This is a genomic window from Leptospira fainei serovar Hurstbridge str. BUT 6 (assembly GCF_000306235.2).
GTDB classification, from domain to species: domain Bacteria; phylum Spirochaetota; class Leptospiria; order Leptospirales; family Leptospiraceae; genus Leptospira_B; species Leptospira_B fainei.
This window is the reverse complement of record NZ_AKWZ02000010.1, coordinates 1,058,051-1,078,054: the sequence shown is the minus strand read 5'-3', so window position 1 is coordinate 1,078,054 and position 20,004 is coordinate 1,058,051. Positions and strand designations below refer to the sequence as shown.

General features: G+C 41.3%; 23 protein-coding genes. 10 read left to right on the top strand and 13 right to left on the bottom strand.

Going from position 1 to position 20,004, the window contains the following annotated elements:
* Positions 1-153 precede the first annotated feature (153 nt).
* Together LEP1GSC058_RS14235 and LEP1GSC058_RS14230 are read left to right on the top strand one after the other, a co-directional pair.
* Positions 154-1,086: a ferredoxin reductase domain-containing protein gene (locus tag LEP1GSC058_RS14235; protein ID WP_016550066.1), complete on the top strand. Its 933-nt coding sequence runs from the start codon at positions 154-156 to the stop codon at positions 1,084-1,086.
* Positions 1,087-1,208: 122 nt separating this feature from the next.
* Positions 1,209-1,421, top strand: coding sequence for a transcriptional coactivator p15/PC4 family protein (locus LEP1GSC058_RS14230; RefSeq protein WP_016550352.1), 213 nt, complete (start codon positions 1,209-1,211; stop codon positions 1,419-1,421).
* On the opposite strand, the gene LEP1GSC058_RS14225 is transcribed toward LEP1GSC058_RS14230, so the two are convergent.
* The gene (locus LEP1GSC058_RS14225; RefSeq protein ID WP_232224699.1) at positions 1,418-2,878 is read right to left on the bottom strand and encodes an anti-sigma factor antagonist; all 1,461 of its coding nucleotides are present in this window, start codon (positions 2,876-2,878) and stop codon (positions 1,418-1,420) included. The genes LEP1GSC058_RS14230 and LEP1GSC058_RS14225 overlap by 4 nt on opposite strands.
* Here LEP1GSC058_RS14225 and LEP1GSC058_RS20530 point away from each other — a divergent pair.
* The 5 genes from LEP1GSC058_RS20530 to recR all read left to right on the top strand — a co-directional run bounded on the left by LEP1GSC058_RS20530 (position 2,877) and on the right by recR (position 6,037).
* Complete coding sequence (locus LEP1GSC058_RS20530) at positions 2,877-3,032, top strand: hypothetical protein (protein WP_232224698.1); 156 nt, start codon at positions 2,877-2,879, stop codon at positions 3,030-3,032. The genes LEP1GSC058_RS14225 and LEP1GSC058_RS20530 overlap by 2 nt on opposite strands.
* A gap of 65 nt (positions 3,033-3,097) precedes the next feature.
* Positions 3,098-3,556 carry a nucleoside deaminase gene (locus tag LEP1GSC058_RS14220; RefSeq protein WP_016550812.1) on the top strand — a complete coding sequence of 153 codons (459 nt, stop codon included), beginning with the start codon at positions 3,098-3,100 and terminating at the stop codon, positions 3,554-3,556.
* A 61-nt stretch (positions 3,557-3,617) separates the two neighbouring features.
* Positions 3,618-5,090, top strand: coding sequence for a DNA polymerase III subunit gamma/tau (gene dnaX / locus LEP1GSC058_RS14215; protein WP_016550496.1), 1,473 nt, complete (start codon positions 3,618-3,620; stop codon positions 5,088-5,090).
* 13 nt (positions 5,091-5,103) lie between these two features.
* Positions 5,104-5,451: a YbaB/EbfC family nucleoid-associated protein gene (locus LEP1GSC058_RS14210; RefSeq protein ID WP_016549737.1), complete on the top strand. Its 348-nt coding sequence runs from the start codon at positions 5,104-5,106 to the stop codon at positions 5,449-5,451.
* Entirely contained in the window at positions 5,444-6,037 is a 594-nt protein-coding gene (gene recR / locus LEP1GSC058_RS14205; protein ID WP_039948406.1) for a recombination mediator RecR, read from the top strand. The genes LEP1GSC058_RS14210 and recR overlap by 8 nt, the downstream gene beginning before the upstream one ends.
* An 8-nt stretch (positions 6,038-6,045) precedes the next feature.
* On the opposite strand, the gene LEP1GSC058_RS14200 is transcribed toward recR, so the two are convergent.
* The 7 genes from LEP1GSC058_RS14200 to LEP1GSC058_RS14170 form a co-directional block, all read right to left on the bottom strand.
* Positions 6,046-7,608, bottom strand: a complete 1,563-nt coding sequence (locus LEP1GSC058_RS14200) for a hypothetical protein (protein ID WP_039948669.1) — start codon at positions 7,606-7,608, stop codon at positions 6,046-6,048.
* Between the two features lie 12 nt (positions 7,609-7,620).
* Positions 7,621-8,475, bottom strand: a complete 855-nt coding sequence (locus LEP1GSC058_RS14195; protein ID WP_051133801.1) for a substrate-binding periplasmic protein — start codon at positions 8,473-8,475, stop codon at positions 7,621-7,623.
* Positions 8,476-8,549: 74 nt separating this feature from the next.
* Entirely contained in the window at positions 8,550-9,830 is a 1,281-nt protein-coding gene (locus LEP1GSC058_RS14190) for an OmpA family protein (protein ID WP_016550292.1), read from the bottom strand.
* A gap of 53 nt (positions 9,831-9,883) precedes the next feature.
* The gene (locus LEP1GSC058_RS14185; protein WP_016550606.1) at positions 9,884-10,774 is read right to left on the bottom strand and encodes a DNA adenine methylase; all 891 of its coding nucleotides are present in this window, start codon (positions 10,772-10,774) and stop codon (positions 9,884-9,886) included.
* A complete protein-coding gene (locus LEP1GSC058_RS14180) occupies positions 10,767-11,456 on the bottom strand; it encodes a type II restriction endonuclease (protein WP_016550157.1) in 690 nt (229 codons plus the stop codon). Before LEP1GSC058_RS14180 ends, LEP1GSC058_RS14185 begins: the two co-directional genes overlap by 8 nt.
* 108 nt (positions 11,457-11,564) lie before the next feature.
* A complete protein-coding gene (gene serS, locus LEP1GSC058_RS14175; RefSeq protein ID WP_016549577.1) occupies positions 11,565-12,818 on the bottom strand; it encodes a serine--tRNA ligase in 1,254 nt (417 codons plus the stop codon).
* Positions 12,811-13,617, bottom strand: a complete 807-nt coding sequence (locus tag LEP1GSC058_RS14170; RefSeq protein ID WP_016549650.1) for a TatD family hydrolase — start codon at positions 13,615-13,617, stop codon at positions 12,811-12,813. The genes serS and LEP1GSC058_RS14170 overlap by 8 nt, the downstream gene beginning before the upstream one ends.
* Positions 13,618-13,736: 119 nt before the next feature.
* Between LEP1GSC058_RS14170 and LEP1GSC058_RS14165 the strand changes: the two genes are divergently transcribed.
* The 3 genes from LEP1GSC058_RS14165 to LEP1GSC058_RS14155 are packed head-to-tail and all read left to right on the top strand — an operon-like array spanning position 13,737 to position 15,576.
* Positions 13,737-14,732 (top strand): M23 family metallopeptidase, encoded by a 996-nt coding sequence (locus LEP1GSC058_RS14165; RefSeq protein ID WP_016550881.1) that lies wholly within the window; start codon positions 13,737-13,739, stop codon positions 14,730-14,732.
* Positions 14,732-15,079 carry a bactofilin family protein gene (locus LEP1GSC058_RS14160; RefSeq protein WP_010571539.1) on the top strand — a complete coding sequence of 116 codons (348 nt, stop codon included), beginning with the start codon at positions 14,732-14,734 and terminating at the stop codon, positions 15,077-15,079. Before LEP1GSC058_RS14165 ends, LEP1GSC058_RS14160 begins: the two co-directional genes overlap by 1 nt.
* Positions 15,076-15,576: a YaaR family protein gene (locus LEP1GSC058_RS14155; protein WP_016550674.1), complete on the top strand. Its 501-nt coding sequence runs from the start codon at positions 15,076-15,078 to the stop codon at positions 15,574-15,576. The genes LEP1GSC058_RS14160 and LEP1GSC058_RS14155 overlap by 4 nt, the downstream gene beginning before the upstream one ends.
* A gap of 7 nt (positions 15,577-15,583) precedes the next feature.
* Here the strand turns inward: LEP1GSC058_RS14155 and LEP1GSC058_RS14150 are convergent, their stop codons facing one another.
* Genes LEP1GSC058_RS14150 through LEP1GSC058_RS14130 form a run of 5 tightly spaced genes read right to left on the bottom strand, consistent with a single transcriptional unit; the run spans position 15,584 to position 19,869 of the window.
* Complete coding sequence (locus LEP1GSC058_RS14150; protein ID WP_016549923.1) at positions 15,584-15,997, bottom strand: acyl-CoA thioesterase; 414 nt, start codon at positions 15,995-15,997, stop codon at positions 15,584-15,586.
* A 2-nt stretch (positions 15,998-15,999) separates the two neighbouring features.
* A complete protein-coding gene (locus LEP1GSC058_RS14145) occupies positions 16,000-16,875 on the bottom strand; it encodes a ParB/RepB/Spo0J family partition protein (RefSeq protein ID WP_016550394.1) in 876 nt (291 codons plus the stop codon).
* Between the two features lie 3 nt (positions 16,876-16,878).
* Positions 16,879-17,640: a ParA family protein gene (locus LEP1GSC058_RS14140; protein ID WP_016549717.1), complete on the bottom strand. Its 762-nt coding sequence runs from the start codon at positions 17,638-17,640 to the stop codon at positions 16,879-16,881.
* Positions 17,615-18,406, bottom strand: coding sequence for an RsmG family class I SAM-dependent methyltransferase (locus tag LEP1GSC058_RS14135; protein ID WP_016550267.1), 792 nt, complete (start codon positions 18,404-18,406; stop codon positions 17,615-17,617). Before LEP1GSC058_RS14135 ends, LEP1GSC058_RS14140 begins: the two co-directional genes overlap by 26 nt.
* Positions 18,403-19,869, bottom strand: a complete 1,467-nt coding sequence (locus LEP1GSC058_RS14130) for a M20/M25/M40 family metallo-hydrolase (protein ID WP_016549443.1) — start codon at positions 19,867-19,869, stop codon at positions 18,403-18,405. Before LEP1GSC058_RS14130 ends, LEP1GSC058_RS14135 begins: the two co-directional genes overlap by 4 nt.
* Positions 19,870-20,004 lie beyond the last annotated feature (135 nt).

The following is a 20,004-nucleotide window of genomic DNA, read 5'->3' as shown; positions in this document are numbered from 1 at the left end:
CAGATTACTCATCGGCTTCTTCAATGTAAATCGGACATAATTTGCCGAGTTGCTTTGGAGTAAGGCAGGAAGTTAAATATCCCGTTTGACGAATTGGCGTTCGAAAAAAATCTGTATTCAGCCTTAAATTGAAATCAGGAACCTGCGCCGCGTATGAAGCCCGTTAGAGAACCGCAAATCAACATTTTTAAAAAATCCAATCCTTATAAAGCCCGAGTCATAAGCAACGTACGTATGACGCCGGAACCTGGAAAAGGAAAGCGTCCGAAAAAAGAAGGTGAATCGCAGATTCATCGCATCACTATTGCCATTGATCATAACCTGTATCCGTATGTTATCGGACAATCCGCGGGAATTATTCCCCCCGGAGAAGATCCGGAAAAAAAAGCGAAAGGCCTTGCCGACGCCGCTTATACGGTACGTTTATATTCGATCGCTTCGCCTAGCTATTCCTTCGGGTTGAAAGAAGACAACATAGAATTCATCATCAAGCGGGATAATGTCTATGATGCGGAAGGAAATTTGCAATTCAAGGGTGTTTGCTCCAATTATGTCTGCGACTTGAAAGAAGGCGATGAGGTCATCATGACCGGGCCATCAGGTAAGAAATTTTTACTTCCTACTGTCGATTTTTCGGGCGATATAATGTTCCTAGCAACCGGCACCGGATTGGCGCCGTTCATCGGGATGTCCGAGGAATTGTTAGAGCATAAATTGATACAGTTTACGGGAAATATTACTCTCGTTTACGGAGCTCCTTACTCCGACGAACTCGTGATGCTCGATTACCTGAAAGCTCTCGAAGCGAAATACAAACACTTCAAATTAGTCACTGCGATTTCTCGTGAAGAGAATAATCCGTTCGACGGTGGAAGAATGTATATCTCGCACAGAGTTCGTCAACTCGAAGCCGAAGTGAAAAAGATTTTATCCGGTGGCGGTAGATTTTATATTTGTGGCGGCCCGAAAGGTATGGAAAAAGGCGTCATCGAAGAAATTCAAAAAATCGCCGGCGACGGATCCGCTTATGAAGATTATAAGCATCATCTAGAGCATTCCCACCAACTGTTTGTGGAAACTTATTGATTCGGAATCATAAGTCTTTTCAACGGGAAAGGGCTCATTATTTTGAGCCCTTTTTTTATGGAAAACTACTGGAAATCCAAAATAGGATCCGATATTTTCGGAGCGACCTGGGAGATTTTTAGATGAGCGTAATTAGAGATATAGACAAAGGCAAAGGAGAAATCATACGTGTGGAAATCTCCGAGTTCAAGGGTAATAAATATTTGAATTTGCGTGTTTGGTACACTGACAGCGAAGGCGAATACAAACCGACTCAGAAAGGCATTGCAATTCCGGTCGGTCTGTACGGCGAAGTGAAGGATGCAATCCTCGCTGCCGAAACCTTTTTAAACTAGATCCGTTTTTCTTGGATCCAAGTTTGGAGCAGATAAAATGCGTCCTCTTCGGTTTCTACGGAGCGGATATGCGATTCCAATCTTGTAATAGAAAAGACTTTTTTGACGGAGTCTCTTAAATTACAAACGATAAGTTCGCCCCCTCTCTTACGAAGCCAACCCGCTACTTGGATCAACATACCGATAGCCGAAGAATCGATGTACGAAGATCGGGCCAAATTGAAGACCACATACCGAAAGCCTTCTTTCATTTTTTCCTGAATTGCATTCTTAATATCCGGGCATTTATAAAGATCGATATCCTCGGTAGTTCTATAAGAAAAGATTTCGTCGTGGTATTCCACACCGTCGTCGATCGGAAAATCGAGGGCTCCGCCATATTTCAATTCGGAAGCTGACGCCACAAGATGCTTAGAGGCAGTCGGAGAATTTTCCAAAATTCTAACTTTCAGCGCGGTAATTCTAAACCCTAAGCTTTGTAAAACATCGGGCGCCAATTCCTCCTTTTCATTAATATCTTTTAATAAATCGTTAAGTAGACTAACCGCTTCTTCCGAATAGCCTTCCTTCAATAAAACTCCGGCTTTCTTCAGGCCCTTCCCCGAGCGCGCGATTAAGGTTTCTACAATTACGTCGGCGTCTTCCTTCACGTCGTTGGGAAGCCAATTTAATTCTAGTTCGTTCTGCTTTTGTTCCAGTTTCATTCCGTCCGATAAATCGTAGAAACTTGCTTCGACATTGATCGATTCCGGTTGACCTTTTCCGCTAGGTCTAAAATGGATTACGATGCTTTTTACGTCATCGGCTCGCATATCCCCGACTTCCAACACGAGAGTTTTAGCTCTGCCTGATTCCTCCGGATCCGGTTCCGTATAATAAGCGACCTCGGACACTACGTCTAGAAAATCTACGCCTTTCGGGAAGTGAACCTTTGCTTCGATCGATTGCGCATATAAGGAGCCGATATCTCCGAACTCGCGAAAGAAAATATCTCCGGTTTCTTCCGGTGTTTCGATGAAATAAAAATTTCCGCCTCCGGCTTCTGCGATTTCCTTTAAAAGGATTTCATTGAAATCGTTTCCGAAACCGATAACCGTCGTCGTAATTCCTTTTTTATACGCATTAGCGGCGATATCGATTAGTTGAAGCGGGTCCTTTATTCCAAGCGTAGGATTTCCGTCCGTCAGGAGGATGGCTCTTTTGTACACATCGGTTTCGGGAAATAATTCGAGGGATCGTAAAACATGAAGCCACCCGCCGCTTAAATTCGTCGAAGTGCCTACTTGAATAGTGCCAAGTCTATGGATCACGGAATTTTTTTCCGCAAGAGGAACGATCGGTTGAATGACTTGAATATCTTCCGCATAGGCGACGGCGGTTAGATAATCTCTCCTCGTCAGCCAATTTACGAGAGAGGAGGAGGCCTGGATAACGGCTTCTAACTTATCCCCTTTCATGGACCAACTCCTGTCCAACGCTAAACCTAAAACTAAAGGACGTCTCTGTAGGTTCGTTCCTCCGGGAGGCGAATTTAATCTTATGAGTAAGGAATTCGGCTTAGAAGAAGAACCGGCCGGTCGAAGAAGTTTGGCCGAAAGAATCATGCGCTAAAAAAAACCATTTACCTCTGAGCTTAGCAAGTAGAATTTCATTGGTACGGGAAACAAAGATAGTAAATGGATCAGAACGAAATTTTGCCATATCTACCGGAATTTCTAGAACGATTTCACGCCTTGCGTCCTGAAAATAGAGAAGAAATTCCTAGTTTCACAAGAATTTATAAAAGCGGTGAATTTGTTTGCGAAGCGTCAAATTTGGTAGAAGTCTCTCAAGATTCTTCCCGGCATAGCGAAATTATCGCAATCGGTAAGGCAAAGGAAGTATTAAAAGATCGGTATTTAACCGATTGTCTACTGATTACTACTCTCGAACCCTGTCTAATGTGCGCGGGAACGATCCTTTTGTCCCGGATACCGAAGGTTGCATATCTCTTACCGGCCAGACAGGGAGAAGGTATTTCCTCTTTGAGTCTTGAAACAATCTATAGTCGAAATTTTTTTCCGGATCTTTTACTGATTCGAACGGCGGAAACAAGATTGTCCTTTCAAGAATTCTTCCGCGATAAACGAAATTAGTTCCGCCTTTTCCGCTTTTCCTCCTTTATCTGTCCAAAGTATTTGGTAAAATGGTTCACCTATGGCCGGAAATCACGAAGTCCTTTCAAGAAAGTATCGACCCCAACGATTTCAGGATGTAATTCATCAAAATCTGGCGATCGGTGCCTTACAAAATGCGGTAAAATCAGGCAAGATCGGACATGCATATATTTTTTTCGGACCGCGCGGAGTCGGTAAGACAACTATCGCAAGAATCTTTGCAAAACGGCTCAATTGCAAAAATCCCGTCGATAACGAACCTTGCAACCAATGCAGTTCCTGTATCGAAATCACTAAGGGAATTTCCGGCGATGTCTTAGAAATAGACGCGGCCAGTAATCGAGGAATAGAAAATATCCGCGAATTACGGGACAACGTGAAATTCACCCCGATGGGCGGTAAATACAAAGTTTATATCATAGATGAGGTCCATATGCTCACGGACCAATCTTTCAATGCCCTTCTCAAAACTTTAGAAGAACCTCCGTCGCATGTTGTCTTTGTGCTAGCAACCACGGAATATCAAAAAATTCCCGAAACGATATTATCAAGATGCCAGGATTTCGTTTTTAAAAAAGTTCCTCTTTCGGTTTTGCAGGATTATGCCGAGAACCTATGCCGTGAGGAAAAAACTCAGTATGATACCGAAGGTTTATTTTGGGTCGCAAAAAAAGGAGACGGATCCGTGAGGGATATGCTTTCCTTTATGGAGCAGGCAATAGTATTTACGGATAACAAAATTATAGGTACCGAAATTCGAAAGATGATCGGCTATCATGGAATCGACTTTCTCTCTAATTTTGTAAAAAGTTTAGTGGCCCCGGAAAGTCATTCAAAAGCTTTAGAAATTATTGAAACTCTATACCAGGAAGGACAGGACATCTACAAATTCCTGTGGGACACAATAGAATTCAGTCATACTCTCTGCCTTTTAAAGGAATCAGTCGCAGATTCCGAATCCGTAAATTATCCTCGTGAGGATCTCCTACGGATGCGTAAGGAATTTGAAACGACCGACCCTATCTTATTAAATCATCTATCTTTTCGTCTCTTCGATCTATTCGAGAGAATCAAAACTATCAAGCTTAGAAATTCGTTCGAGATCAAGATCTTCACTGAAATTCAAATAAAGAAACTTGTCGAAGACTTAAATAGGCCCTCGCTATCGGGTCTTGTAGATAGGATTAACCATTTAATCCTAATGATCCAGGAGCAGGATGCGGCGAAATCTTCCTTTTCCGGACTATCCAAAACAAACGCAAAAGAAGAATTCTCCCGTGATTCCCAAAGCGCAATCCTTAAATCCGATATGAAAACCGCTGAATCAATTCAGTCTAAGAATAAAGAAGATACTTTGCCGGTAAAATCCGGAACCTCAAACTCCGCTCTTTCCTCCTTGGAAGAAATGGCCAAAGATGTCGTTTCGGAAGATGCGGAATGGGAAACATCATTTAAGAACGAATTCTTAGGCACTGATGTGGATCCTGCAAAAGTTCCTAAATTGGATAAATAAGGAGATTAGCCGGATGTTTGATAATTTAAAGAATGCCTCCGAGATGTTTTCCCGCATGGGGGAGATGAAAGAACGAGTCGAAGAAATTAAGAAAAGAATTTCCAATATTCGAGTCATCGGAGACGCCGGGGCCGGGATGGTGCAGGTTACAAGCACTGGAGAAGGGACAATCATAGACGTAAAGATTAACAGGACTTTATTCGATTCTGATGATAATAAAATGTTAGAAGACCTGATTTTGTCTGCAACAAATGAAGCTCTTAAAAAAGCAAAGGAAGCGACCGAGCACGAATTTAAGTCGGTTACCGGGGGATTCGATTTTTCCCAAATTTCAAAGTTATTCGGCGGTAACATTGGCTGAACATCTGATCGAAGGTATGGTAAGCGCGCTTTCTTCCCTGCCGGGTATCGGAAAGAAGAGCGCCTATCGAATCAGTTTCCATCTACTCCGACAAGATCCGACGGTATTTCACGGATTCATTCAAAGTCTCGTGGATACAAAAGATCGAATTCGATTTTGTTTACGGTGCGGCGCCTACTCGGAAGCAGAAACCTGTGAACTTTGTCTTTCTTCTAAAAGGGATGGACATACAATTTGCGTAGTCGAGCAACCGGAAGACGTTTTCTTTATCGAAAATACCGGCGAGTTTCGGGGAAGATACCACGTATTGAACGGTGTAATTTCTCCTTTGGAAGGAATCGGTCCTCAAGACCTAAGAATTAAAGAATTAGTAGCGAGGATCGAACCTGAAGAAATCAAGGAAGTTCTGGTCGCCACGAATCCTACGTTAGAAGGCGATGCAACAGCAGACTATTTACTTCGACAATTACAAAGTTTGAATGTTGTAGTGACTCGTATCGCTTACGGCATAACCGTAGGCGGTTCGATCGAGTTAGCCGATCAATACACCTTAGGTCGCGCAATTCGTTCAAGATTAAAATTATAGTGACCGTCTTAAAATCTATGTTCGGCTGTCACAAATAGTTCCCGTAAAAACGTACCGCCCGTCGTATCCATATAAGCCTTAAAGCCGTTACCTGAAATAAAATAACCCGAACGTAAAAGAATCTGCATATCTCTAAATGCGTTCCATCTCAAATTGAGATTGTATTCTTGGCCAAAATACGCGGATGTCTGATAAAAATTATCTGAATTATAGAATCGATTATTATCCATTAACGGAGACTTTGTTCCGTATAGTCTGTAATAGCCGAGAGTAAGAACAATCGGACCTGCAACCACGATATCGGAAAACAATCCATATTCATATAAACCGCTAACGTTTCCTCCGGGGAAAAGCGCGTATCCCCCGGTGAAGTCGATTGCGATATTCGAAACCGAATATCCCGGGAACAAAGTTTGATAACCTGAACCGTGTAAATTAGAGCGAGTGCCGTCCTTTTCGTAACCTGGTCGTCCCGTCGAGCCTAATGCTATAAAATTCAGGGTCAGCGACTCATTATATCGATAGGAAACCTGCGTGTCGAAGAAGGCGCCCTTTATAGCGTAACGATCATATTTTCTATATACTTCGTTTCCGCTAGTATCCCGATACGGATTTAAGGAGTGGAGAGTCCCGTGGTTATAAATTCCGTGGACGACAAGGGTAAAGTCCGAAAAATTAAACTCATTGAATAGACCGTGCCAGAACAATTGCCCGGATTGACTCTGACGTGAGACTAGCCCATATACCCCGTTAGTATCCTGGATATCCCGCAACGTATCATCCATATAATAACTGTATAACTCATGCCTGGCGTTGTTAAAAAAACTGGTCTTTACTTTATAAAAATAAATATTATTTCCCTGATAATTTTTATCCGCGAAACTATTCTTATCTAAATCGGTCAGATTATTCTGCTTAGCGATTAACCAACCACCTTCCAAAGTCATATTCCAATTACGAATATCTTTCGTCATTGTAACACCGGTACCGGGAATGTAGATTACTCGGCCCTGCGCGGACGTAAAGAGCTGCAAACCGACTCTCGTCGTAAAACTTTTTTCTGGTAGTTTGAAATTTAAATACAGAAAGTTCGTCTGAATGTTTACGGCGGTACTGTACGTTGCTTCTCCACCCTGGCCTGGGCCGATGTTCGAACTCTGCCCAACGCCTTTTCCCCCGAATATCATATCACCAATCTGAACGCCCGCTAGTGCTTCGAAATACTTCGAAGTTGCAAAGTTCATATTCAAAGTCATACGAGTGTCGTAGTACGTCATATCTTCTCTCGAAGGGGAGAGAGTAGTCGGTAATCCGCGACTCCGCGCGTTAATCTCGTTCTGAATCTGATTATTCACATTCTGTTGATATTGATTTTGAAATGCCTGTTTATCGAACGGGGTAACCGGAGTCTGACGGGAAGAATAAATATCTCTACCCAAATTGAATCCGCGAACCCTATAGTTACCTTGCAGATCTATTTTAGTTTTTTCTTCAATTTCCTGTGCGGAAAGAGGATTTATCAGAAAAACGACCCCAAAAGATAAGAAGCCGATTCTTAGTAATTGGCTGATATCTTTCACCGATTATTTTACCCAATCTTTAGAGAGGAAATATTTCGATCGAATTCCTTCAATTACGCCCGTTCTCTTTAATTCCTTAATGAAGAAATTAAAGTTATCTACGAAAACAAGATCGTTTAACGGCATTGCCGCGCTAATATAATCGTCCATCACAGGATTGATCAAAGGCAAATAACTCGCGCGCAAGCTAGGTTGTTTTTGAAGTAAAGCGAGAATATATAAACTATCGGCCACGTAACAAGTAACGTCGTTCTTAATAAGCGCATCGATCGCCACCGAATCCGAAAGATAACTGTAAATTTTATTTTTACCGAATTTTCTCAAAAGGTAATTATGATTTGTAGTATTTGAACGAACTGAAAAAGAAACTCCATTCAAAACGGATAGATCATCAAGTGACTTGAACGACCTAGTTGTTACGATACTTCCTTCCGGTTCCGGAGGAAGTGATTTCTTAAAAATAAGACCGGCAGGTGTGGCAAGTAAATAAGGATCCGAAAAACTAACCGTCTTTCCGCGACTTAAGTCTGTGGACATTCCCGCCAATGCAATATCGATCGAGCCTACGGCTATCTCGTCCGAAAACTGTCTAAAGGTTTTAAGCGGCTTTAGTTTTAGCGTGACACCTAAATACTCGGCGTACAGTTTCGCTAGTTCAACGTCGAAGCCGGGAAATCCTTCGAGTGAATCTTGAATGTAAAACGGTTCATAAACTCGGTTTACACCTACGATAATTTCCTTCTTCGCCAAGATTTGGTCCAATCTACTAGCGGGTATTTTTTGCGCAAAAATACCTTCTGAAATAAATAAAATGAGAGCTGGGAGGAGAGCTCGCAAGGTATTGCTCGGTCTCGTCATGATACCTATGTTATCGGCAACTCCGGGACTTGAAAGAAATTTTTGCTTAACCGTTTCGCAAGATATAATTCGATTTATTCAAGAAGCTGAAATTCAGTGCGGCGATTCTTCCGATCCGTTTCGGGGTTTTTATCCTGAAAAATAGGCTCGGTGCTTCCTTTGCCCTCCGTCTCAATCCTAGCCGGCGATATTCCCTTATGAATTAAGTATTTTCTAACTGCCTCCGCTCTCTGGCGACTTAATACCATATTGTCCTGAGTTTCGCCATGCAAATCGGTATGGCCTGTAATCTTTAATCTGGATTTGTCGTTTGCCGAAAGAAAATCAGCCAAACGATCCAATGAAGGTTTAGAATCGTTTTCCAATTCGAAGGATCCGCTTTGAAAATGAATGGCTTCTAACGAAATTTTTTTGCCGGTTTTCAAATCATCCCAATTTTCCGATGAAGCGATTTCGTAAATATCGTAATTGGATGATTCGTCCCTTCGACAAAAGTAAGCATTCTTACCGTCGGGAGCTTCGACATAAAACGCCTCGTCACCTTTCGAATTTATCTCCGGTCCTAAATTAATCGGTTTCGAATAACTTCCGTCGGGATTCCTGGTCGATTTATATATGTCCATACCTCCGAAGCCGCCTGGCCGATTCGAAGAAAAATAAAGAGTCTTTCCGTCCCTTCCGATCGTAGCCGCAATTTCGGCATAATCGGTGTTAACGGGGGAGGGTAATCGATATGCTTTATTCCAAGTTTTATTATCGTATTCGGAAACGAAAATGTCCGATTCACCAACGACACCGAATGGATAGCGAGTAAAGTATAAACGATTCTCGTACAAATAAGGATTCTCTTCGATCGCGGATGTGTTAACCGTTGTTGGAAGCGAAGTAGGACGAAGCCACCTGCCTTCCCCTTTCTTAGAAAAATATATATCTCTTGATACTCCGATCTTTCCGTTCGGTAAGATAAATTCGATGCTACCGTCGCGATTAGAAGAAAATAAAATACCTTCTTCTTTATTCAAAACGAAAGGGCTTTGATCGTCGAACTGAGAATTGAGTTCCGATAGCTCCGATCCTGTCGACCATAGATCCCCGTTGCGAACGGATTTATATATATCGGTATAATTCGAATTATTGCGCTTAGCATAATAGTACAACGTATTCCCGTCGTCCGAGAGGCTTATTCCGAATCCGTTTAAAGAAGTATTAACCTCTCCTTTTACAGGAGCAACCTTACCTTTTAAAGAAGTATCCTCTGCACCGGATACGGAAAATCCTGCGAACACAAAATAACAAAATAAGACAGAGATGATCTTGAAAGAACGAGAAGACTGAGTATGGATTTCGGAAACCATACTCTAACTATCTGTCTTTTAGGGAAAAACCTGATACTTTTTCGGAGAAAAAATCAGAGATATGCCAAGGAAAGTTCTTTAACTGTTTCTCTTTTAGGATATGAAACAAGATCAAAATTTGTGATTAACGCTTCAACTACAGGGTTTCTATTCTCAATCTTACCCCCTACATGATAATAATGAGATTTAGTAATTATATTATGTTCGCCCCAAAGAAGAGAAATTGCCTCATTTACCCGAAAGTCATTTTTTAGCCACGTAGATAATATAAAACGTGCTTTCGTTTTTTTCAACAAACCTGCCAACTCTTGTTCTTCTTCAATACCCCAACTATTATAATAGTCAACATGACGTCCTAAATATGGAGGATCACAATATATTAAGTCATTTTCTTTTGCCTTTATTATTAAATCATGAAAAGAAAGAGATATAAATTCCCAATTAGTTGTTTGTAACTTAGAATAAACATATTCAATCTGATTTACAATTTTAGTAATATAAGCTTTGGAAAATCTTTCTGGTTTACGACAAAAAGGAACATTAAATTCCCCTGCCTTATTAAAACGCATTAATCCGTTAAAACAAGATCGAGAAAGAAATAAAAAATCTAATGGATTGTGATCTCTATTGAATCTATCACGTATATAGTAATAGTATTTCTCTCCCTTTTTGAAAAGATTTTCTCCTTCTTTTGACAAAAAGTCTTTAGCTTTATTTGGAGTAATTTTTTTAAATTTCAGAGCATTGTAAAACTCAATCGAATACGGATTAACATCAGCAAATATAGCGTCTTTGTTAGCTGTATTAAATCCAACAACTCCAGATCCCATAAAAGGTTCTATCCAGCGTGCTTTGAAATGAAATGGTATAGACTCTTTGATCCAAGGGACCAGTTTAGTTTTAATACCTTGGCATTTAATAGGTGGAACAAAAATTTTATCCATATTCTTTCCAAAATTTGTTAAATTCATCATGTGATCTGAAAGGACCATTGCCATTAATAAAATCAGAAATATTATTACTTTTAATTGAGCCAATATTAGTAGTATTACCGCTCCCTTGCGTCTTACTAGCAATTTTATACTTTTCTTGTACGAAATACTCGATATTAATAAATGGCGACTTTAGAGAAGAAGCTTCTATCACTTGTCGTATTTCTGTCTCTTTGCACTCTGGATTTCTTTCATATAAAAAACCCACGATCCAATGCTCTTTATATTCTTCGTAAGGATATAAAATACTCTTTTTCCCATCTCTAATGTATGAGCGATACGATCCTAAGGTATAAGAAAAAGGTTTAATGCTACCATCTATATTAAAAGATCTATAGGTTGATTTCACTTCTACGGCAATTTTTTTTCCTGGTTGCCTTGGATCATGCAAAGTAAAATCAGGATAAGCGTTCTGTTTCGTCTTTTCTAAAATAAGCTGAAAATCTTGAGCAATCTCCCTAACAATGGGTTCGCAAAATATTTCAAAAATCCCTGATAGTATTTTCGAATCGTAAGACAAAGTGTAAACTTGAGATTGTTTTGTTAAAATTCCAACTAACCCCCAATCAAAAGTATTAGGGTATTTTCTTTTCATTCGAATAGAAAATTCATCTCTAAAATCCATTAAAGACATATTAGAAAGCTATTTTAAGATCGTACAATAATTTTCAGTGTTTTTAATAAATTAGTACAGAAAACATATGAATTTTCAAATAAAAGTACATAACGAATAAATAGTAAATCAGAGATATTTTTTCAAAACCTCGGGGAACTCTATTGTCCCGTCTTCTTTTTGATAAGTTTCTATGACAGCGGCCAAGGTCCTTCCGATCGCCAAACCTGAACCGTTCAAAGTATGGACCAACTGGTTTTTACCTTCTTTGGATTTGTAACGGATCTTACCACGTCTTGCCTGAAAATCTTTGAAGTTAGAAACGGAAGAAATTTCCATCCAACGATTCAAACCAGGCATCCACACTTCCAGATCATACGTTTTGGAAGAAGCAGCAGAAATATCCCCGCTGCATAATAACATCACTCTGTATCGGATCCCCAATTTTTTTAGGATATTCTCCGCATGAGAGAGCATCTTTTTATGTTCTTCTTCGGAATCTTCGGGACGTGCAAACTTCACAAGTTCCACTTTTTGGAATTGGTGAACTCGAACTAGTCCACGAGTATCTTTTCCGTAAGAACCTGCTTCTCTTCTGAAACAAGAAGTATGAGCAGTGATGGAAATAGGCAAAGAATTTTCCGGAATGATCTCGTCCCTGTACAAATTTGTTAAAGGGACTTCTGCGGTTGGAATTAGGTTGAGTTCATCTCTTTCTAATCTGTAGTATTCGTCCTTAAACTTAGGATACTGTCCCGTAGTTGTCATACATTCGTCGTTTACCATGACGGGCACCCAAACTTCCGTATATCCATGTTCGACAGTATGAGTCTCTAACATGAAGTTCGCAAGCGCTCTTTCTAATTTGGCCCCGAAACCGAAATAAGTGTACGCTCTTCCGCCCCCTAGTTTGACTCCCTTCTCAAAATCGATCCATTTAAGATTTTCCCCAAGCTCATAATGCGGCTTAGGCTGAAATGGGAAATTTCTGACTTCTCCAACTTCATACAGAAGCTTATTATCGTTCTCGTTTTTACCGGGAGGAACTTGCGGATCCAATATATTAGGAAGACCTAAATTAATTTCACTCAAGAGATTCTCTTGGATTTCCAGATCCGCCTCTATTTCCTTAATTTTATCCCCTATTTCTTTTACGGCGGCGGAAGCGGCAGCTATGTCTCCACCGGACTGCTTAACTTTTCCGATCTCTTTGCTTGCCTTATTCCTCTCTTCGCGAAGAGATTCCGCTTCCTTTTGAAGTTCTTTTTTTCTATGAATGATTCTAGCTAACTCATCGAGCAGACCGATATCCTTAAATCCGCGTAACTCAAGATTAGCTTTCAAAGCTTCGGTGTTCTCGGTGATAAATTTAAGATCAAGCATGATAGAAGGGTTTCCTTTGGATAAATTTTTCGGAATTGCTGTACAGAGTTTTTTCTACTTCGGCATTTGATTCTTTTCTCAATGAGAACATTTTCTCCAGAACGAATTTCGTAAATGCGGGTTCGTTTCGTTTTCCACGATATGGAGGAGGAGCCAAAAACGGCGCATCCGTTTCGATGAGTAAAGCTTCCAGCGGAAGGTTTTCGGCCGCTTCCTGAATGTCTCTCGCATTCTTAAAAGCTAGAATTCCTGAAAATGAGATATAATATCCCAGATCGACTAATCTCTTAGCAATAGAATAATCGTAAGTAAAACAATGGATAACGCCGAAAGCCTTATCTCGATGTTCCTTTAAAATCGCTATCGTGTCCTCTCCTGCATCTCTTGAATGAATCACGACCGGGAGTCGATGTCGATTAGAAGCATCTAAGAATGAATGCAACACTTCGATCTGTTCATTTTTCGAAGATGCATCATGATAGTAATCCAAACCGATCTCGCCTATCGCGGAAAGGCGAGGGTCATCCAGATTCTCGCTAATGAAAGAGAGAATTTCCTCTTTTTTTGGAAATTCGTGGGTCTCCGTCGGATGGCATCCGATTGAATAGAAAATATCGATGTCCGAATCGGAATACTCTTCGGATAGACCTTTTGCTCTAATAGAACTATCAAGGTCGATGCCGATTTGGACGATTTTCTTAATGCCTGATTCTTTCGCATTACGAAGGCTTTGGTCGATTGTCTGGCCTTGTTCGAGAACAATGTCTAGATGACAGTGGGTGTCTATAATGGAATACATGCTTTGGACGGCTTTTAAGGAACAGTTTTCGCGATTTGGATTGACTGAAAAGAGAATTTTTAAGATTCCTTACTCCATACGCCAATCGGTGCAAAACCGTTAGATTTGGGACATAAATAGTGAATCTAAAATCATACTTCGCTCTCATATACTATCGGCTACGTTATAAATACCAGGACTTAAAGCTTAAGCTAGATCTAAAAGTAGCGAACTGGAATAAGAAAGGTAGAGAACGTTTGACCGTGATGGTCATTCCGCATTCCGAACAAAAAACGATTAATTTCCATATTTCCTATCGTGCTATTACCATCTTCGTGGGAACGATTCTTGTTCTTCTATTAATCAGTTCCGTTAATGTGCTGAGTCATTCCGGATCGATTCACCAACTTACCGAACTTAATCTTTCAAACCAAGACTTCATTCGTCAGTCCGCAAAAATGAAGGAAGAGATAAACAGCTTACACGAGCATGTCGACTATTATCATACGCATGTCGGTGCACTTTACGGACGCCTTACGGGAGATTCCTCAAAAGTTGCAAAAGGAATCGGCGGCGCTGAAAAGTTGACTTCCAACGGTTCTTTAAAGGATGGAAGTCCGCTACCTCCCGGAGCGGAAGTATTTCGATTAAAAGAAGACGTTCATAACCTAAAAGTCGCAAACGAACTTACTCAAGAAATCATTAGTATCTTAAAAAAAAGAAAGAGCGTCATCCGACAAACACCGTCTATTTGGCCGGTCCGCGGATATGTACTCTATCCTTACGGAGAATATCTAAATCCGGTTACTGCTCGTAGAGAAATGAATAGTGGAATTGATATTGGAGCATTCCCTGCTTCCGAAGTCGTTGCTACCGCTCCCGGAACTATATATGAAATCGGTTATACTCGACATACCGGATACTTCGTCAAGGTGGCCCATAAATTCGGATGGAAAACGATCTATTCAAATTTAGATAGAATAAAAGTTAAACAAAACCAACAAGTATCGAAAGCGGAAGTTATAGGATTCGTGGGTAAATCCGAAAACAGCCCGCAATACAGCCTTCATTATGAAATTCACGTCGGGACAAGAGCAATCAACCCCTTCGCATTCCTAAACCAAATCCAAGACTGATGGCCCAAACCGAAGAGCATTTAGCGGTAAATAGTATTATTGGAGAAGGAGCCGAGTTCAACGGCGATTTCAAACTTTCGGGTTTATTGCGTATAGATGGGATTTTCCGCGGGACCATCAAAACTGACGGAAAAGTCCTCATTGGAAAGAGTGGAATCGTCGATACGGATATCAGAGCTCGGATTGTAGTTGCCGGCGGCGAGATCCATGGGAATATCTTTGCCACTGAGCGAGTCACTCTTCTCGCAAGTTGCCGAATGAAAGGCGATATCATTACACCCAAAGTCGTAATGGAAGAAGGAGTGCAATTCGAGGGTAACTGTAAAATAAACCCGATTGCACGTTGAAAGTAAACTCTCAAGATCCACACAGAAATCAAAGACGCAAAGGCGACTACGGTCTCTCCTTTTCTTCCAGTCTCTATAGTCCGGTCCCATCGGCAGTGCCGGAAGCCGAGATCCCCGATTCAAAGTCGCAATTTTTCGAACTTGTCGAACACCTATTACCTTATAGTCAAGAGAAGACACGGGACTTAAACTCGCTGCTACGCGATTTACCCGATGCGGAAAGAAATTTTCTAAAATCACCCACTTATGAAAATTTAAACGTCTACAAACGGATCGTCCAGGCTATTCTTAGAGAAGTTATGGATCGCAACACTTCGATAGAGACGCTGCGAAGCAGAGCCAAAGGCGGTTCGGAAAAGATTTATCAATTAATAAATACCGTAGACGATAAAGTTCAAACGTTAGCGGATTTTATAATTCACCCGGATAATTCAACGTTCGATTTGATGAAGCGCATGGAAGATATCCGAGGACTTCTCGTAGATTTAATGAATTGAAACCGGATTACTTTTCAAGATTTTTAAAAACCGCCGGAAGTTTGGCCGGAGTACGGGATTCCAATTGAAGGAACGCCCAAGTGAGTTCTCCAGTGCAAATTAAAGCTCCGCTTTCTTTGCCTCGCACTTCCAAATTCCATTGAATACTAGCCGGCTTAATCACTCCGGCTTTAATAAAGATATTCAATTCCTCGTCGAATCTTGCCGGGGATTTATACTCGATCAACGAACGAGTTACTACGAAGTCTAAACCGTTTTTGGCCAGTTCTTCCTTATAGTCGTACTCCAAATACCTCATGTATTCGTTCAGGGCAGTATCGAAGTACGTTAAATAATGAGCATTGAATACGACTGCTTGGGCATCTATTTCGGAGTATCTTACCCGAAGAGTATGGAAAAAATCTCCGGAACTCGAGGACATTATTAAAGACCTAATGCATCTAAAATCTTTTGCAAAGCATCTAAGCTAGGATACGCAATGCTTAGCTTTCCTTTTCCGGAAGAGGAACTATGGGAAATATCCACTTTCATCGAATATTTCTTTCGAAACTTATTCTCCAATTCGACGATATCTACTTCCTTCTTCTTCGCTTTCTTCTTTTCTTTTACGGGAGTTTCTTCTGTAAGGTTTGAAACGATTTCTTCGACCTGTCTAACCGTTAGGCCTTTTTCCGCAATTTGATAGGCCAGTTGCTCTGTCTTCTTTCTATCCGCGATAGCTAATAGCGGACGCGCATGACCTTCGGATATTCTTCCATTCTTAACCAAGTCCATTACCGAATCGGGAAGTTGAAGAAGCCGAATTAAGTTTGAAACAGTGGCTCTATTCTTGCCGACTCTCGTTGCGACGTCGCTGATTTTCAAACCTAGTTTATCACATAGAGTTTTGTAAGCTAAAGCCTCTTCGATCGGATTAAGATTTTCCCGTTGAATATTTTCGATTAAAGCCATTTCCAGCGCTTGATTTTCACTGGCCTTCTTTACGATTGCAGGAATTTTCATGAAGCCGGCTAATTTGCATGCACGGTATCTTCTTTCTCCTGAAATGATTTCGTATCCACCGCCCGTTTCCTTTACTACGATAGGCTGAATGACTCCATGGGCTTTGATCGTTTCGGAAAGTTCACGAAGTGAATCCTCCGAAAAAGTCCTTCTAGGCTGATCCGGATTAGGTCTAATTTCAGAAAGTTTAATTTCTCGAAGCGCGCCTTCTCCGCCGGCTTCTTTCAGAGCTTTATCTTCCGAGACGGGGATAAGGTTACCTAACCCCCGCCCTAGGGCTTTGGGCTTCGCGCTCATTCTTTAGTTTTTCCCGGCCACTTCTAAAGCTAAATTACGATAACTTTGAGCTCCAACGCCTTCAGGATCGTACGAAAGAATCGATTTTCCAAACGAAGGAGCTTCTGATAATTTAATGTTCCTAGGAATAACGGTCGTATAAACTTTATCTTTGAAATATGCTTTTACGTCCTCGGCGACTTGTTGGGCAAGATTGGTTCGTTTATCATACATGGTCAAAAGAACTCCTTCCAATTCCAACGAAGGATTCAATTTTCCCTGAACAAGCGAAATGATCTTCATTAACTGGGTCAGTCCCTCTAACGCGAAGTATTCAGTTTGCAAAGTGATCATCACGCTATCTGCCGCACATAACGCATTGATCGTCAATACCCCCAGAGAAGGAGGGCAATCGATTAATATATAATCGTATTCGGTTCTAAGAAGACTGATCGCCTCTTTCAGTCGAAATTCACGATTTTCTTCGGCAAGAAGATCCGCCTCCGCGCCCGAAAGGTTAATATTAGCCGGAATAATATGCAAATTTTCCAGGTCGGTCCTTCGAATGCATTCGTTCGCGGAACATTCTCCGATGAGAAGTTCATAGGAAGTTTTAGGCAGCGTATTAATTTCCAAACCTAAACCGGAACCGGAGTTTCCTTGAGGATCGAAATCTACGATGAGAACTTTTTTTCCGATCGCGGCCAGATTGGCAGCAAGGTTGATGGAGGTCGTAGTTTTTCCGACGCCACCTTTTTGGTTACTGATCGATACGATCTTTCCCATGTTCTAATTTACTCTCCTTGGCCAGAACCTTCCAAGCCCTAGGGATACCTTGTCTTGGTGAAAGAACCTTTTTCAAGAACTTAATATGTCGCATCCCTAAAAATTCAAGCGCGGGTAAATGAATCGTTTTTAATAGCCGAAATCCAGTCGGTTCCAGAATCTCTTTCACAAGATCCGAATCGAATTCATCTTTCCCGATAAATGGGACATAAATACCTCCTTGCTTTACCCACCGACAGAGCACTTCGGCGCTCCAAGGAAATGGAATAAATCCTCTCGATACAGCGAGATCCCAATCGCCCCTTCCTTCTTCCGCTCGTTCAAAGATACATTTCACACCGGTAATTTGGTTCGTTCGAATAAAATCATCGGTTAAGGAAAGCTTTCGTTTTTGGGAATCTAATAATATTACTTTGGGTCGCTCCGAAGATACTAAGCAGCGGAAAAAAAAACCGGGAATTCCCGGTCCTGTTCCGGCATCCCCCACCTTCCAATTGTTAAGCGACCCAAGTTCTTTTCGAATCGAATAAATATGGTAAACGGATTCTAAAACGTGACGATCCAAAATCTCGTCGGTATCTCTCTTTGAAAAAAAACCTCCTTCCTCATTTTTGTATTCCAGAAATGAAAGAAAGGCGGCGATTAAATCCCAATCAAAAAGCTTCAGAATCGAATCGCTTTCCTGAGGAAACCGAAAGCGAACGGAATCCTGTATCCCTAATGAATCGTGGCTAAATTTCGCCGCCTGCTTCTCCGGTTCTGTCATTCTTTACCTTGAAGAATTTGGTTGTATTCGATTATCGTTTTGAATAAAATTTCGATTCCCATTTTTAATTCACCGACGGTCATACTCTCATTCTTTCCATGAATACCGTCTATTTCTTCGGAGCTTAATAAAGCCGGTATGAGTCCATAGCATTTTAATCCAATGGTTCTCAAATAAGAACTATCTGTCGTGCCGGGCGAAAGAAACGGCGCTGCAATAGATCCAGGTTCAACAGATGTACTAACTCCGGCCAGAACACGGAAAAGGAGACCATCCACGGGGGAACTCGTTCCCGGTTCTAAATGCCGAGCGGTTACTTCAACTCCGTATTTTTCACCGAGAGTCTTAATCTCTTCGAAGAGTTTTCTTTCATCCTGACCCGGAAGAATTCTGATATCGATAGATCCGGTTGTTTCGGAAGTGATAATATTGATTCCGATCGGGTGACTATCGATTCCTGTAATGCTGACCGTATTTCTTGTCATCGCTCGCAGGTGTCGATTGGAGTTAATCACTCCTTTCATTATCAAAAAAAGTAAAGGGTTCCGAGAGCGCCGCAATACGAACGAATTGGGAAATGGGCTGATATCTCCTAGGGAGAAAAAGAACGCGGCGGTCTCATCGCCAAGAATTGTCTTGTCCCCGATCTTCTGAACTTCCTGTAAAAAATCCACCATCGACTTAGCTGCATATTTCAGCGGGGGAGTACTTCCGTGACCCGCATCCGCTTTTGTTTTCAAGTCTAACCAAACCGCTCCTTTCTCCGCGTTTTGAATATTAAAAACCTTGGAACCTTTGACGGCAATATCTCTCGAACCTGTTCCGCCTTCGTTCAATACGTATTCATATCCGTTAAATAATTCCCTATGGTCCTTTATTAAGAAACGAGCGCCATGGAGTGAACGGCTTTCCTCATCAGCAAATGCTAAAAACATTAAGTTACTTGCTAATGGAATCTTATATTCATGCGCTAATAAAAACGCGTACAATTCCATTATGCCTAAACCTTTAACGTCGACCGCGCCTCTACCATATATGCGATCACCTTTCCTGAGTCCGGAAAAAGGAGGCTCAGCCCATTCTTTTGCTTCAGCTTCTACAACGTCTATATGACTGGTTAAGATCAGCCCTCCTTTTGATTGATCCTTACCTTTCAGTTCGGCGACGAGAGAGGCGCGCTCCGGTTTACCCGGAAATTCTATAATGCGAGAATGGATTCCACGCTTATCCAAAATAGCTTTTAAAAAGAGGGCTCCCTCTTTTTCTCTTCCTCGAACAGTTGCGATTCTTATATAAGTTTGAAGATCTTTTGCGGCATCTTCGCTGATTTTACTATAATCTAATTTTGGAAATTCTGCTTTTGGAGTTATCGGATTGATTCCGCGTTCGGTGAAAATAAACGTATAAAGCAGGAAAATTCCCAGTAACCCGAGAAATCCCAATCCTATTTTTTTTAGGGACATAGTGCCTTTCCTTGAAAGATAATAAGGATCGGTTTTCGCTTTTTGGGCTTCTCATATTACGGCGCCCGATATTTAAACGTCCGTTCTTGTTCGCATCGAAAGTTAGCGTCGCTTGATCCCGCTGCAAGGAGAATT

Bases quoted from the DNA above. Each gene is read 5' to 3' on its own strand.
- LEP1GSC058_RS14235 (WP_016550066.1), top strand. From the start codon at position 154: ATGAAGCCCGTTAGAGAACCGCAAATCAACATTTTTAAAAAATCCAAT.
- LEP1GSC058_RS14230 (WP_016550352.1), top strand. From the start codon at position 1,209: ATGAGCGTAATTAGAGATATAGACAAAGGCAAAGGAGAAATCATACGT.
- LEP1GSC058_RS20530 (WP_232224698.1), top strand. From the start codon at position 2,877: ATGGACCAACTCCTGTCCAACGCTAAACCTAAAACTAAAGGACGTCTC.
- LEP1GSC058_RS14225 (WP_232224699.1), bottom strand. From the start codon at position 2,878: ATGAAAGGGGATAAGTTAGAAGCCGTTATCCAGGCCTCCTCCTCTCTC.
- LEP1GSC058_RS14220 (WP_016550812.1), top strand. From the start codon at position 3,098: ATGGATCAGAACGAAATTTTGCCATATCTACCGGAATTTCTAGAACGA.
- dnaX (WP_016550496.1), top strand. From the start codon at position 3,618: ATGGCCGGAAATCACGAAGTCCTTTCAAGAAAGTATCGACCCCAACGA.
- LEP1GSC058_RS14210 (WP_016549737.1), top strand. From the start codon at position 5,104: ATGTTTGATAATTTAAAGAATGCCTCCGAGATGTTTTCCCGCATGGGG.
- LEP1GSC058_RS14195 (WP_051133801.1), bottom strand. From the start codon at position 8,475: ATGACGAGACCGAGCAATACCTTGCGAGCTCTCCTCCCAGCTCTCATT.
- LEP1GSC058_RS14190 (WP_016550292.1), bottom strand. From the start codon at position 9,830: ATGGTTTCCGAAATCCATACTCAGTCTTCTCGTTCTTTCAAGATCATC.
- LEP1GSC058_RS14185 (WP_016550606.1), bottom strand. From the start codon at position 10,774: ATGGATAAAATTTTTGTTCCACCTATTAAATGCCAAGGTATTAAAACT.
- LEP1GSC058_RS14180 (WP_016550157.1), bottom strand. From the start codon at position 11,456: ATGTCTTTAATGGATTTTAGAGATGAATTTTCTATTCGAATGAAAAGA.
- serS (WP_016549577.1), bottom strand. From the start codon at position 12,818: ATGCTTGATCTTAAATTTATCACCGAGAACACCGAAGCTTTGAAAGCT.
- LEP1GSC058_RS14170 (WP_016549650.1), bottom strand. From the start codon at position 13,617: ATGTATTCCATTATAGACACCCACTGTCATCTAGACATTGTTCTCGAA.
- LEP1GSC058_RS14160 (WP_010571539.1), top strand. From the start codon at position 14,732: ATGGCCCAAACCGAAGAGCATTTAGCGGTAAATAGTATTATTGGAGAA.
- LEP1GSC058_RS14150 (WP_016549923.1), bottom strand. From the start codon at position 15,997: ATGTCCTCGAGTTCCGGAGATTTTTTCCATACTCTTCGGGTAAGATAC.
- LEP1GSC058_RS14145 (WP_016550394.1), bottom strand. From the start codon at position 16,875: ATGAGCGCGAAGCCCAAAGCCCTAGGGCGGGGGTTAGGTAACCTTATC.
- LEP1GSC058_RS14140 (WP_016549717.1), bottom strand. From the start codon at position 17,640: ATGGGAAAGATCGTATCGATCAGTAACCAAAAAGGTGGCGTCGGAAAA.
- LEP1GSC058_RS14135 (WP_016550267.1), bottom strand. From the start codon at position 18,406: ATGACAGAACCGGAGAAGCAGGCGGCGAAATTTAGCCACGATTCATTA.
- LEP1GSC058_RS14130 (WP_016549443.1), bottom strand. From the start codon at position 19,869: ATGTCCCTAAAAAAAATAGGATTGGGATTTCTCGGGTTACTGGGAATT.